Origin of the sequence: Alteromonas sp. OM2203 (assembly GCF_048517045.1) — a bacterium.
In the GTDB taxonomy this organism is placed as follows: Bacteria; Pseudomonadota; Gammaproteobacteria; order Enterobacterales; family Alteromonadaceae; genus Alteromonas; species Alteromonas gracilis.
Genome location: NZ_CP183209.1, coordinates 4134067 through 4146761, shown reverse-complemented (window position 1 = coordinate 4146761; position 12695 = coordinate 4134067). Strand labels below are relative to the sequence as shown.

Sequence of the window (12695 nt, the reverse complement as noted above, 5' to 3'; positions counted from 1 at the left end):
AGTAAACGTATTTTTATGAATTTAAGAAAGGTTAAGCTAATCCTTTCGCCAGTGTAATTGCGAGACAAAATATGCCTAATCATGACTCTAGTAGCAGAATTATCAGGTGGTTGACGTACCTTATGTTTATGATGTTTGCAATGACATCAGATTCTGTAGGCGAGATAATCAAAGAAGTAAAAGTGGCGTTTTCGGTCACTAATGCACAAGCTAGCTTGATGCACTCACTCCCTATGCTGGGTATTGCGCTATCAGGTCTATTTTTGGGCTTTTTAGCCGATAAGCTAGGGCGAAAACCTACCATAATCATAGGGCTCGCGCTTTTTGGCCTAGCATGCTACAGCTTCCTAATTGCCAACGACTTTATGCTTATTGTGAGTCTAATGAGTCTTTCAGGTGTAGCCGTGGGTATCTTCAAAACGGGTGCCCTGGCGTTAATTGGCGATATCTCGTCATCTACTAAACAGCACACAGCTACCATGAACGGCGCGGAAGCATTCTTTGGCGTAGGTGCAATCATTGGCCCGTTAATTGTTGCATACCTTATTCATCAAGGCGTTGCATGGCAGTGGTTATATGTCATTGCCGGTGGTGTTTGCACCGTACTCATTGTGGGGGCGTTATTAGTTAAGTACCCTGCTTATACAAGAAACACCGGAAACGGTGAAGAAAAGGTATCTATAGCGCAAAGTCTGAAATTGGTTAAAAATCCCTATGCGCTGGGTTTCTCGATAGGTGCATTTCTTTATGTTGCTGCAGAAAGTGCAATTTATGTTTGGATGCCAAGCTATTTAGTGTGCGATGCAACCACACTTAAGGCGACGTATGATTGTTATACAGAAGGCTTTTCACAAACGTTGGCCATATATTCAGTGACCGCCTTCTTTATTCTTCGAGCGGCAGGGCGATTTGTAGGCATCTGGATGATGTCTCGTTTCAACTGGGCACTTGTGTTGATGCTATTCACTGGCGCGATTGTATTGTGTTTCGGTATTGGTTTGTGGGGCGGAAAACAAGTTGCCCTGTTCTTGTTCCCTTTGACAGGTATTTTCATGTCAGTCATATACCCAACCTTCAACTCCAAAGGGATAAGCTGTTTTCCTAAGCATCAGCACGGCAGTGTAGCCGGCGTTATATTGTTCTTCACCGCCGCAGGTGCGGCAGCCGGGCCTTTTATAATGGGGCTTGTGAGTGACGCTAATGGCGGCGATGCTAAATACGGTTTCATGGTGGCAACAGGGTTCGCAGCGTTACTATTTGTGGGCTTGGTGTATAACTACATTAAGAACCCTACAAAGGCGCGTTTGGCTGAAATAGAGGCAAGCGAATACGCTAACTAATGTTCGTTTTTTCTTAGGCTTGTCATCAGCAGGCCTTACTTTCTCTTAAACAGTGCCAGACCTTCCCGAAGGGCGAGTTTAAAATGTCCGTACTCTTTGTTGCGTCACCTTGATGTAGAACCACTATACCTGCGGTAACACGCCGCGATTACGAACATTTTAACTCTCGCTGAGAGGGTAATTGTCTATGCGGAGTGGTATACTCTTCACCTATTCAAGTATCACCGCTAATTGTACTCACGCTAAATGGATGAATTAAAACAAGCGCAAGCGCTATACGACACACTGGTTGAATTTGCAGTGACCTACAGCTTCCAAATTGTAGGTGCCATCATCATATTTTTCATTGGTTGGTGGGTTGCCAACAAAATAGGCCATGTGGTTGAAAACCTAATGGTAAGCAAAGGCATTGATGTCACGCTTAGTCGTTTCACTGGTGGCGCCTGTAAATTGGTGGTACTTGGGCTTGTCATCATCATTGCGTTAGGCAATGTTGGTATTAGTGTTACGCCACTCATTGCTGCGTTAGGCGCAGTGGGCTTGGGGGCAGGCCTTGCCATTCAGGGAATGCTGGCAAATTATGCGGCTGGATTTACCATTATCATCACTCGCCCCTTTGTTGTGGGAGATACCATTCGCGTTCGTGGGGTTGCCGGTGTTGTCGATCAAGTGATGCTGCCCTACACCATACTTATCGACGAAGATAATGTGCATATTCAAATTCCCAATAAGCTTATTGTAGGCGAAATATTGCACAACTCTGCAGAAAATATGCTTATCGAGTTGGAAATCGGTGTTGCATACTCTAGTAATGTAGACAACGTAATTGACGTAATTCGAAACGCGGTTAAAACCGTTGACGGTGTAAGCATTGAAAAGTCACCGGCCATTGGCGTTGATAACTTTGGCGATAGTAGCATCAACTTTGGAATTCGGGTGTGGGCACCCGCGGTCAGGCATTTCGAGGTGCGATATGCACTCAATCAAGCTATTTTTAACGCACTTCAACAGCATGATATTGATATTCCATTTCCGCAGCGGGAAGTTAGAATGCTCGATTAGTCCAAATGATCAGACGCTTTAACTAAAAAATGCCGAATAAAGACACGCTTCTATTCGGCATTTTTTTAATAAAAGAACGCCCTTTAGCGCTCATATAACTCTAGAGGTAAACCGTCAGGGTCTTGGAAAAACGTAAATCGTTTGCCGGTATATTCATCAATTCTTACCGGTTCGCATTCCACGCGCTTTTTCGTTAAGTGATTAATCACTTCGTCCAAGTTGTCGACTTTAAATGCCAAGTGCCGGAGCCCCTGTGCTTCGGGGCGTGACGGCCTTTGCGGTGCGCCTGGAAACGAAAACAATTCTATTTGACTACCGTCAGGCAAGCCCAAGTCGCACTTATACGAATCCCTGGCTTCTCGGTAATTTTCATCAATGATAGAAAAACCTAAGACGTCCGTGTAAAACGCCTTTGATCGCGGGTAATCGCTACAAATAACAGCAACATGATGAAAACCTTTCAACATACTATTTCCCTCGGTGATTCTTATGGCATCTCTTGGCCGCGAGCTACCTCAAATAGCTTATACCAGTGCTCTCGGGTCAGGTGGACACCCATCGCTTTCTGACTAGCCTTAATCCTTTCAACGTTGGTACTACCCAAAACCGGAGCAATATTTGCGGGATGGCGCATAAGCCAAGCCAACACAATAGCTTCGGGTGTCGTTTGATATTCACCCGCAAGATGCGCAACCAAATCAGCCGTGTCTTTATCACTACTCGTTTCTGCCGTTGCACCCGTATACTTGCCTTGGGCCAAACTTCCCCATGCCTGCAGCTGTACATTGTTCATCATGCAATATTCAAGTGTGCCAGGCGCGTACCCGATGTTGCGGTTTGCAGCATTGTTGGTTGTAATACCGTCTTCTAACCAGTCTCTAAAACCCAAGCTCATTTCTAACTGGTTGGCGACTATCGGCGTTGAGAGCGCTGATTGAAGATAGTTAATTTGGTGCCCGTGCATGTTTGATACGCCCACATGCTTAATTTTTCCTTGCTGTTGTAAAAGCTGTAGTGTCCCCGCGACTTCTTCTAACTCCATTAATGGATCAGGGCGATGAAGCAATAAAACATCAAGCTGCTCTATGCCTAAGCGTGAAAGAATACCTTCCACCGAGTTGTGGATATGGTTCGCAGAGAAATCGTAACGCTTTGGTCCCAAATCATCTTCAAAGCGTATTGCACATTTTGATTGGATGATCATGTTATCTTTTAACTCGGGCGCTTCTTTCAGTGCCTCACCAAAGGCAGTTTCGGCTTTGCCAAAGGTATAAATATCGGCGTGGTCAAATACGTTAATATCTAGGTCTAAAACGGTGTCGATAATGGAGCGGGCTTGGCTAATATCATCTTTTGTGACAGGTGAATCATTCCAACCTCCACCGAGCCCCATGCACCCGTAAATTAATCGGCTTGCGTGTGGAAAATGTGCGTTCATTTGTTCTACTTCCTATTCAAAATATCGAGTGGACAAGACGTTAAGGCACTCGTTATTGGTATCAATTCGTTGTTACTCGTCAGGCACTGTAATATGAGGGCACTCATAATAAAAGTTTGATTAGGCGAAATTATTTTTTATAACGACAGCTGGCTTATATCGAATGGTCGAGCCTCACATTGAGGGTCAATGCTCTGTTGTGTCAAGCGACGGCCGTGTTGAGTAGCAACGCGCCTTTGCTATAAAAAAGTTTAAGGAGAGAGAACATATGTTTAAAAAACTGATTTTTGCGATGGCAAGCGGGATTTTCCTTTTGGGTATATCCGGATGTACTGGTGTACCTGAAAAGGTTACACCGGTTAATGAATTTGAGCTTCCTCGTTACTTAGGTAAGTGGTACGAAATTGCAAGATACGATCATAGTTTCGAGGAAGGGTTAAGCAATGTTACAGCAACCTACAGCATGCGCGATGACGGTGGTGTAAAAGTTATCAATCGTGGTTTTTCTAAAGAAGACAACGCTTGGGATGAAGCGGAGGGCAAAGCGTATTTTGTAGATTCCCCTTCAATCGGACACCTTAAGGTCTCTTTCTTTGGCCCATTTTATGCGAGCTACGTAATCATGGAACTAGATAAAGAAGGATACCAATACGCGTTAATCACCGGCCCTGATAAAGACTATCTTTGGATCTTAGCTCGCACGCCCTCAATTGCCGATGATGTGCGTTCTCAGCTTTTAGATACAGCCACAGCTGCTGGCTATGACGTCAACAAGCTAATTTGGGTAGAGCACGAAAAAAATCAGCCATAGCCCAAAACCGTAGTCTCGTTCTGCGCGCAAAAATTGTGAGTTGTGCTATTATTGCGCGCAATATATCCCTCTGTTTGAATAAGTACTAAGAGAGACAAGGCATGCAAACGCTCACCATTACCACGCCAGATGATTGGCATCTTCATTTTCGCGATAACGAAATGTTGGCAGAAACCGTTCCGGCAACCGCGCGCTGCTTTCAACGTGCTATTGTAATGCCGAACCTTGTGCCGCCTGTGGTCAATGCTGATATGGCGATGGCATACAAAAGCCGTATTGAGGCTGCAAGACCTAGTGGCAGTAGCTTCGAACCATTAATGACCCTGTTTCTTACTAATCAAACAACACCTCAAGATATTGTTGACGCCAAGCAAGCCGGTGTCACGGCGTGCAAGTTGTATCCTGCGGGAGCAACGACGAATTCTGACGCGGCAGTAAAAGGTATTCAGGCTTTATACCCTGTATTCCAAGCCATGCAAGAACAAGGTTTGTTGCTACTAATTCACGGTGAAGTGACAGAGCACCACATCGATATTTTCGATCGTGAAAAAGTGTTTATCGATACACACCTAGGCCCAATCGTTGAGGCGTTTCCAAAACTAAAAGTAGTGTTTGAGCATATTACGACCGCAGATGCGGCAAGTTTTGTTGCAAGCGCGAGTGATTTTGTTGGTGCCACCATCACTCCTCAGCATTTATTACTAAATCGCAACGACCTTCTCGTGGGGGGAGTACGGCCACACAATTATTGTTTGCCAGTACTTAAACGCAATACGCATCAAAAAGCGCTTCGCGATATGGTGGCGAGCGGCAATAAAAAGTTTTTTCTAGGAACAGATTCAGCGCCTCACGCGAAACACAAAAAAGAAAACGCATGTGGCTGTGCGGGTTGTTACAGTGCGTGGTCGGCAATTGAGCTTTACGCAGAAGTGTTTGAACAGCTAGGCGCAATAGACAAACTAGAAGGCTTTGCCAGCCATTATGGTGCAGATTTTTATGGTTTACCGCGAAATACAACTACAATGACATTAGTTAAAGAGTCATGGGCGGTGCCAGAACAAGTTACCTTAGCTGATGGCACCGAAATGGTCCCATTCTTCGCCGGACAAACGTTACAATGGAAACTAGAAAAGGCTTTCCAAGCCTAATTTTACTCATTGCTTGTTTAAGTGCTCTGTGGATCAATCCCGCAAGGGCACTGTTCCTTTTTCAGTCCGATACCCATGACTTGCGAAATGTGTTTTCTCAACCTCTGCGAGAAAGCATCGATGAGTATGCCCGTATGGTGCTGGATAATGCTTTATCATCGGAGCAAACTGAGCTGCGACTTATGTCAGATGAAGAGCAGGCGAGCCCTCGTCTCTATCTTAATCTAATTAGAACGGCAGATAATGAGCGGGAGTATTATTGGGTGTCGCCACTGTTTGCTTTTGAGTGTGGCGAGAACGTGCCCTGTACGCCGTACGCAGGGAATCAGCTAACAGAAGTCGCGGTCAGCTACATTGCTATCGATAAAAATTCCACCTCTTTTCAATTTGCAGAACGCGTAAGCGAAAAAATTAGTGAGTATAAAAACTCTGAGGGTTTTTACCTGCTTGCCAATAATGTGAAATCTGCGCTGTCAGCGAGCTTTTCCGAGATAGAGCTAGCCTATGGTCTTGTGAGTCTAGTAGGCCCGTTGGATGCTGATGCAAGCGACCTTTGGGTAATTGCAGACGTGATTCCACTATTTTCTGAAAAGGGGGAGCGGGGCAAGTTAAAAGGCATCGCTGCCGACCTGGTTAATAGCGTTCTCAAAGAAATTTCCTTGCCACAAGATATATTGTCGGCGCCTTGGGAGCGCATTGCTAAAGAGGCTATGTCTAAATCGAACGTATTGGTTTTTGCCGTTATTCGTACGGAAGAAAGAGACGATGTGTTTCACTGGATAACGCCGGTGTCACGCAATCTGCACGGTCTCTACGGCATAAATAAACCCCATTTTGAAAGCTTTGATGATGTACCGCGAACATTCAGAGTAGGGACGCTATTAGAAGACTATCGCTATAACGTTGCCCTTGAAAATGGATTTAAAGTGAGCGCTTATGGCTCTTGGAACGAGTTAGTTGAAGCATTATTTAACAACGAAATAGATACGATTTTCGGTTCTCAGGGCGCGATTGACTTTGGATGCAATCCAAATCAATTCAAATGTGAGACAATAACACTTTCAAGTAAGTACGATATCTCAACGGCCTACCTAGCACTATCCAAGAAAGACACCTGTGTTTTGGTTTTAGAAAAGCTCAAGTTAGCGGCGGCCGATGTGAAAATGAGTGATGAATTTAATGAGCGGCTTTCTTCATGGAGTGACATGGTGTCCCAAGAATACGGCATAGCTCATCATACCGAACATGGTGTAGTGCACCTTTGGAACCCAAATTAATGACAGTTGAAACAGTAAAGCAATTAGATATAAATCCCGCCATCGCAAAGGCGCTAGACTCACAAGGTATACACCAGCTCTCTCCCATACAGTCGCAGTCACTCCCAGAGGCATTGCAGGGTAAAGATGTTATCGGTCAGGCCCAGACCGGCAGTGGCAAAACGCTGTGCTTCGTGATCCCCGCGTTGCAGCAGATAGAAGTGAACGACTTCACCACACAGGCAATTATGCTTTGCCCTACGCGAGAACTAGCTGAACAAGTCGCGCAGCAGTGCCGTACTGCGGCAAAAGATATCGGTAACATCAAGGTGACCACCTTGTGTGGTGGTCAGCCGATGGGGCCGCAAATTCAATCGCTTAAACATAGCCCGCATATCATTGTAGGAACGCCAGGCCGCGTAATGGATCACGTTGAGAAACGCCGCATTGATTTACGTAATGTAAAATTACGCGTTCTTGATGAAGCGGACCGCATGTTAGACATGGGGTTTGAAGATGACCTGCGGGTTATTTTTGGTCAAACGCCAAAACAGGTACAAACTCTGTTGTTCTCTGCCACCTTCACCGAACAAATTGAGCGTGTGGCAAAGCAGTACCTGCATAATCCGGTAACTTGCAAAGTAGAATCTCAAGAGAATAAGCCTGCAATAACTCAGCTGGGTTACAACGTATTACCTCACACCCGCACGCAGGCACTTAAAGCGGTGTTGACGGAATATCAGCCTAAAAATGCCATTGTTTTCTGTAACCGTAAAACTCAGGTCAATGACGTCGTAGATGAATTAATTGAAGACGGTTTTAGTGCAAAAGGGCTTCAGGGGGATATGGAGCAGCATCAAAGAACCTCTGTGTTGATGCAGTTTGCCAGCGACTCATTGCAAGTGCTTGTTGCCACGGATGTAGCAGCCCGAGGATTAGATATAGACGATGTTGCCTGTGTTATAAACTACACCGTGAGCGAAGAGCCCGAAACCCATATTCACCGGATAGGACGCACAGCGCGAGCAGGTGCAAAAGGCATGGCTATCACTCTGGTAAGTGATGAGGAAGAGCATTTTTTAAGAAAAATAGAAGTGCTACAGGAAAGCGATATTCCACTTAAAGGCGCGCAAAGTTTACGGTTCCATAAAAACAAAATTACTCAGCCTGAGTTCACCTGTATTTCATTAAGCGCCGGTAAAAAAGAAAAACTTCGTCCTGGTGATTTAGTTGGGGCGCTGACCAAAGATGCGGGAATTCCTGGCGATGACCTAGGCAAAATCGCAGTTCAAAACAGTATGAGTTTTGTCGCTGTAAAAGCGCGTAGCGTGAAAAAAGCCATGACGCAGTTCAGAGAGGGTAAAATTAAAGGTAAGCGTATTAGAGCTAAAAAGCTTTAATCAAATCATAGCTTTAAAATAAAAGAGCGTATCGTGATAGCCGAAACCGACTTAAGCGTGTTACTTAAAAACTTAAATCCCGTGGCGAGTAGTGAAAATTATGTTTTCACTACACTGCCTGCCGACAAGTTATCAAGCACGCTTGTCTCGGTGGCTAAAGGCATGTTTCAGGAATGCGAGGGCACAACGCTCATCCTGCCAGTGGCCGCGGCCAAGCAAGCTAATCTGCAATTTGAAGGCTACTACCGCTGTATAACGTGTGAAGTGCATTCAAGTTTGGAAGCGGTAGGCATGACTGCAGCTATGTCCACCGCGCTGGGTAATGCGGGAATTAGCGCAAACGTGGTGGCCGCGTATTACCATGACCATATTTTTGTGCCAGTTGAAAAAGTCGATGTGGCGCTAGACGTTTTAACGTCGTTGTCTAACTAATCCTACCTTGTCTGTTTTCTTAATAACGCGTTAACAAGGCCCACCGTTAAACAATATTGCGCGGCATAATACGTCGTCATAACCCAAAAGGCTGATGATGGAAGCGGCGTTTTAAAAACCGACTGGGCGAGAATGGCATCTGAGACCACAAAAAGCATAGCGCCAGCTATAATTAGCTTGGTTCGTGCCAGGCACACTGCGGCTAACCCCATTAGCGTGATAACGCTAATATAGGCGACGACAGGGTAAAATAAGCTTTTCGATGCTGGCAGGATATGGGCAGCCATCAGCGTGGCGAAACTAACGATAATAATACTAACTAGCCACTTAGTTTTGTGCGAAATAACATCGTCGGTGTGTATTCTTTGTTGACGGCAATGCAGTGAAGCAAAGCATACGGCGTAGGATAAATGCGCAAGGAAAAAGCACGATAATCCAGTTATAAAACTGTCCTCAAACGGTATAGCCAGACTAATATCTCCAGCCATGCTAAAAAGTAGTGCAGCCAACACGACATATCGCGGCGTACTATTAAGCTTTATAAACGCAAATACCATCAGTACACAGATGGGAAGCGCTTTAGGTAGGAATTGTGCGACATAAGGTGAAAACGGCAACGTCGCTAAGTAAAGCAGCGCCAAGATCATAAAAACGATAGTTGCTCTTACATTCATATTTAGTTATCTAAAACAGCTTAATTCTATTTTTGTTACACCACGAAAAAGCCCCAGTTTGACGAACAAAACATGGGGCTTTAACTGACGTATTATCTACGCGCGCATGTGTATGCGAATTACCAAATTTTCACGCGTTCTTCTGGTGGTAAATACAACGCATCTTCTTCGGTCACGTTAAACGCTTCGTAGAATTCAGGCACGTTGCGAACAGCACCGTTAGTGCGGAACTTGGTAGGTGAATGAGTATCGGTTTGTACTTGGCTGCGCAAGGCTTCTTCACGGTATTTGCTGGCCCACACTTGGCCGTAACCAATGAATACACGCTGATCGCCAGTAAAACCATCTAGTTCAGGCGCTTTTTCACCATCAAGAGACAGATGATAAGCTTTAAGTGCGATGCTGATGCCGCCAAGGTCGCCGATGTTTTCACCTAAGGTATATTCACCGTTCACGTGCAAGTCTGGCAGAACCTCAAACTGGTTATACTGTTCAATTAAGTTTGCAGTGCGTGCTTCAAACTCGCCGCGATCTTCATCAGTCCACCAGTTTCTCAGAACGCCGTCACCGTCGAAAGTTGACCCTGAATCATCAAAACCATGGCCAATTTCGTGACCAATTACTGCGCCAATACCACCGTAGTTAACCGCGTCTTCGGCGTTCATATCAAAGAACGGAGGTTGCAGGATAGCCGCAGGGAATACAATTTCGTTTAGCGGTGGGTTGTAGTAGGCATTAACGGTTTGTGGTGTCATGCCCCATTCATGGGTCCACACTGGGCCGCCTTGTTTCTTAAGCATTTCTTCGTACAGCACGTCCGAAGAACGCTTTAAATTTCCAAACAGGTCACTGGCATTAACTGTCAGCGCTGAGTAGTCTCTCCACTGGTCTGGGTAACCAATTTTCACGGTAAACTTAGACAATTTGTCCAGCGCTTGCGCACGAGTTTCATCTGTCATCCAATCAAGATTTTCGATACTTTCTTTGTAAGCTAACAACAGGTTATTAACCATTTCCATCATGCGATCTTTCGCTTCAGGCGGGAAGTGCTGTTTTACATAGACCTTACCGATAAGTTCACCAACGTGGGCATTTGAAAGACTCACTGCACGACGCCATTGTGGCTGCTGCTCTTCTACGCCGCGAAGCACTTTGCTGTAGAAGTTAAAGTTTGCTTCATCGAGTTCGGCGTTCAGACGGCCGGCAGACGCATTTAACAAGCCCCATTTAAGAAACGTCTTCCAGTCCTCAAGTGAGGTTTCAGCAATAACGCCATCAATGTTTTGCATGTAGTCTTTTTGTAAAATGCCGAGTGAAGGAATGTCGCTAATGTTAGCTTCAGAAAGGTAAGCGTCCCAGTCGAACTTAGGCATTAAGGCTTTGAGCTCTTCAATGTTTAGCTTGTTGTAATTGGCAGCAAAGTTACGGGCTTGCTCTTTTTTCATGTGCAGTTGAGCAATCTTCGTCTCTAGCGCGAAGAGCATATCTGCGCTTTCTTTAGGCGCCTCGAAGCCCGCTAGCTCAAACATGGTTTGGATATGTTTAACGTAGGCATCACGAATGGTTTGTGACGTCTCATCGTCCTTGAAATAGTACTCGCGCTCAGGAAGCCCCAGTCCCGACTGCCACGTATACATCAAATATTCTTTCGGCGATTTAAGATCTGGATATTGGGTTAGGCTAAATGGTGTGCCGTAGCCATAGCGAGCGGCGTATGCGAAGTACTCGGCAAGGTCGGTATAGTCTTCAATAGCATCAATCTTGGATAGCTCAGGTTTTAGCGGCGTCGTGCCAAGCTCGTTGCGGGTCTCCATGTCCATATAGGCACGGTAGAAATCCCCCACTTTCTGTTCGTCGCTTCCCGCTTTAAAGTCACCTTCGGCAGATGATTTAATAATGTCCATTACGTGGTCTTGCGCTTCATCGCGAAGGATCACGAAAGAGCCGTAGCTCGATTTGTCTGCCGGTATTTCAAAATTATCAAACCATTTGCCGTTTACATAGCGGAAAAAGTCATCACCTGGGTCAACAGACAAGTCCATATTTTCTTTTATAACACCTGAGGAAAGCTGCTGTTGAGCCTCTTCAGTGGCCGCGCTTTGTGTCTGTTGTTCTGTGGACGAATTTTGTGGGCTACAAGCCGTTAAGGCCAGCGCCACGCTTAAGCTTAAAACGCTACGTAACATGTCGAGTTTTTCCTTTTTATTTTATCGGTAGTGGTGACATCTACCGTTAATTTGTTTTTGGCTCGAGGCAATAGCTCTCTCATTTGCTTGAAAGGTTAAGAACTTGAAACACCTACTCGCCTTTTATAATCACACATGTTTTTAGCATGGCAGTGCTAACAGAAAAAGTGTTTATAGTGAAAATACACAGCTTGTAACAACTTGGGGCCTTAATTTCGTTATAGTGATTTCTCTCACCAGAAAAAAGACAGGAAAGGCAATGGAATTAGACAATATCCCTTTTGACAGCGTCTCGCCTTGCGAATACGCAGATGCGCTTCCAAGAGACCAGTTTATGGATTACGCCATAAAACCTTTATGGGATGGTATCCCGCGTATAGCTGGCCCAGCTTTCACCGTAAAATGTGAACCAGGAGACCATCTTATGCTCCATGCGGCAATTTATCGCGCAAGCCCTGGTGACATTATTGTCGTAGAGGCCGATGACAAGTTCGCTGTCGCTGGTGGTAATGTGTGTGCAATTGCGCAGGCTCGCGGGATCAAAGGTTTTGTTATTGACGGTGTGATTCGTGATATTGCAGAAACACGCGAAAACAAGTTTCCCGTGTTTGCTCGCGGTGTGGTACCTAAGCCGGGTGCAAAAAAATGCATATCGCCGCTGAATGAACCAGTGAGCTGCGGTGGTGTTGTAGTTAACGCGGGAGACATTATCGTGGCGGACGAGGAGGGCATTGCTGTTATTCCAAAAGCGGATGCATTAACGGCCTTTGACACTGCCAAAAAGCGGGCCGAGAAAGACGGGGCTATGACGTTAGCGCAATGGCAGGCCGAGCACGTCAAAAAAGTGGAGAGTATTCTGACAGAACTCGGATATACAAACGAGTAGTCTTACCAATTAAACGAACCGTGTTTGTCTATGTCGCTGCCAGCGGTTCACGACATCATCTA

The 12695-nt window shown here is 45.5% G+C and carries 12 protein-coding genes; 8 read left to right on the top strand and 4 right to left on the bottom strand.

Annotated features, from left to right (window positions below):
* Window positions 1-122 precede the first annotated feature (122 nt).
* Together ACM0P2_RS18160 and ACM0P2_RS18155 are read left to right on the top strand one after the other, a co-directional pair.
* The gene (locus tag ACM0P2_RS18160; RefSeq protein ID WP_105932674.1) at window positions 123-1340 is read left to right on the top strand and encodes an MFS transporter; all 1218 of its coding nucleotides are present in this window, start codon (window positions 123-125) and stop codon (window positions 1338-1340) included.
* A 246-nt stretch (window positions 1341-1586) separates the two neighbouring features.
* Window positions 1587-2402: a mechanosensitive ion channel family protein gene (locus ACM0P2_RS18155; protein WP_159120515.1), complete on the top strand. Its 816-nt coding sequence runs from the start codon at window positions 1587-1589 to the stop codon at window positions 2400-2402.
* Window positions 2403-2485: 83 nt separating this feature from the next.
* On the opposite strand, the gene ACM0P2_RS18150 is transcribed toward ACM0P2_RS18155, so the two are convergent.
* Entirely contained in the window at window positions 2486-2869 is a 384-nt protein-coding gene (locus ACM0P2_RS18150; protein ID WP_159120516.1) for a VOC family protein, read from the bottom strand.
* A 20-nt stretch (window positions 2870-2889) separates the two neighbouring features.
* Window positions 2890-3840, bottom strand: coding sequence for an aldo/keto reductase (locus ACM0P2_RS18145; protein ID WP_159120517.1), 951 nt, complete (start codon window positions 3838-3840; stop codon window positions 2890-2892).
* A gap of 268 nt (window positions 3841-4108) precedes the next feature.
* Between ACM0P2_RS18145 and ACM0P2_RS18140 the strand changes: the two genes are divergently transcribed.
* The 5 genes from ACM0P2_RS18140 to ACM0P2_RS18120 all read left to right on the top strand — a co-directional run bounded on the left by ACM0P2_RS18140 (window position 4109) and on the right by ACM0P2_RS18120 (window position 8887).
* Window positions 4109-4651 (top strand): lipocalin family protein, encoded by a 543-nt coding sequence (locus ACM0P2_RS18140; protein ID WP_159120518.1) that lies wholly within the window; start codon window positions 4109-4111, stop codon window positions 4649-4651.
* A 101-nt stretch (window positions 4652-4752) separates the two neighbouring features.
* The gene (gene pyrC / locus ACM0P2_RS18135) at window positions 4753-5799 is read left to right on the top strand and encodes a dihydroorotase (RefSeq protein WP_419226936.1); all 1047 of its coding nucleotides are present in this window, start codon (window positions 4753-4755) and stop codon (window positions 5797-5799) included.
* Entirely contained in the window at window positions 5769-7076 is a 1308-nt protein-coding gene (locus ACM0P2_RS18130) for a substrate-binding periplasmic protein (RefSeq protein WP_419226935.1), read from the top strand. The genes pyrC and ACM0P2_RS18130 overlap by 31 nt, the downstream gene beginning before the upstream one ends.
* Window positions 7076-8455, top strand: coding sequence for an ATP-dependent RNA helicase DbpA (gene dbpA, locus ACM0P2_RS18125; RefSeq protein WP_159120520.1), 1380 nt, complete (start codon window positions 7076-7078; stop codon window positions 8453-8455). The genes ACM0P2_RS18130 and dbpA overlap by 1 nt, the downstream gene beginning before the upstream one ends.
* Window positions 8456-8488: 33 nt before the next feature.
* Entirely contained in the window at window positions 8489-8887 is a 399-nt protein-coding gene (locus tag ACM0P2_RS18120; RefSeq protein ID WP_159120521.1) for an ACT domain-containing protein, read from the top strand.
* A gap of 2 nt (window positions 8888-8889) precedes the next feature.
* On the opposite strand, the gene ACM0P2_RS18115 is transcribed toward ACM0P2_RS18120, so the two are convergent.
* Together ACM0P2_RS18115 and ACM0P2_RS18110 are read right to left on the bottom strand one after the other, a co-directional pair.
* Window positions 8890-9561 (bottom strand): lysoplasmalogenase, encoded by a 672-nt coding sequence (locus ACM0P2_RS18115; protein WP_159120522.1) that lies wholly within the window; start codon window positions 9559-9561, stop codon window positions 8890-8892.
* A gap of 119 nt (window positions 9562-9680) precedes the next feature.
* Window positions 9681-11747, bottom strand: a complete 2067-nt coding sequence (locus ACM0P2_RS18110) for a M13 family metallopeptidase (RefSeq protein ID WP_159120523.1) — start codon at window positions 11745-11747, stop codon at window positions 9681-9683.
* 259 nt (window positions 11748-12006) lie between these two features.
* Here ACM0P2_RS18110 and ACM0P2_RS18105 point away from each other — a divergent pair, with 259 nt between their 5' ends.
* Complete coding sequence (locus tag ACM0P2_RS18105) at window positions 12007-12633, top strand: RraA family protein (protein ID WP_159120524.1); 627 nt, start codon at window positions 12007-12009, stop codon at window positions 12631-12633.
* Window positions 12634-12695 lie beyond the last annotated feature (62 nt).

Bases quoted from the DNA above. Each gene is read 5' to 3' on its own strand.
- ACM0P2_RS18160 (WP_105932674.1), top strand. From the start codon at position 123: ATGTTTATGATGTTTGCAATGACATCAGATTCTGTAGGCGAGATAATC.
- ACM0P2_RS18155 (WP_159120515.1), top strand. From the start codon at position 1,587: ATGGATGAATTAAAACAAGCGCAAGCGCTATACGACACACTGGTTGAA.
- ACM0P2_RS18150 (WP_159120516.1), bottom strand. From the start codon at position 2,869: ATGTTGAAAGGTTTTCATCATGTTGCTGTTATTTGTAGCGATTACCCG.
- ACM0P2_RS18145 (WP_159120517.1), bottom strand. From the start codon at position 3,840: ATGAACGCACATTTTCCACACGCAAGCCGATTAATTTACGGGTGCATG.
- ACM0P2_RS18140 (WP_159120518.1), top strand. From the start codon at position 4,109: ATGTTTAAAAAACTGATTTTTGCGATGGCAAGCGGGATTTTCCTTTTG.
- pyrC (WP_419226936.1), top strand. From the start codon at position 4,753: ATGCAAACGCTCACCATTACCACGCCAGATGATTGGCATCTTCATTTT.
- ACM0P2_RS18130 (WP_419226935.1), top strand. From the start codon at position 5,769: ATGGAAACTAGAAAAGGCTTTCCAAGCCTAATTTTACTCATTGCTTGT.
- dbpA (WP_159120520.1), top strand. From the start codon at position 7,076: ATGACAGTTGAAACAGTAAAGCAATTAGATATAAATCCCGCCATCGCA.
- ACM0P2_RS18115 (WP_159120522.1), bottom strand. From the start codon at position 9,561: ATGAATGTAAGAGCAACTATCGTTTTTATGATCTTGGCGCTGCTTTAC.
- ACM0P2_RS18110 (WP_159120523.1), bottom strand. From the start codon at position 11,747: ATGTTACGTAGCGTTTTAAGCTTAAGCGTGGCGCTGGCCTTAACGGCT.
- ACM0P2_RS18105 (WP_159120524.1), top strand. From the start codon at position 12,007: ATGGAATTAGACAATATCCCTTTTGACAGCGTCTCGCCTTGCGAATAC.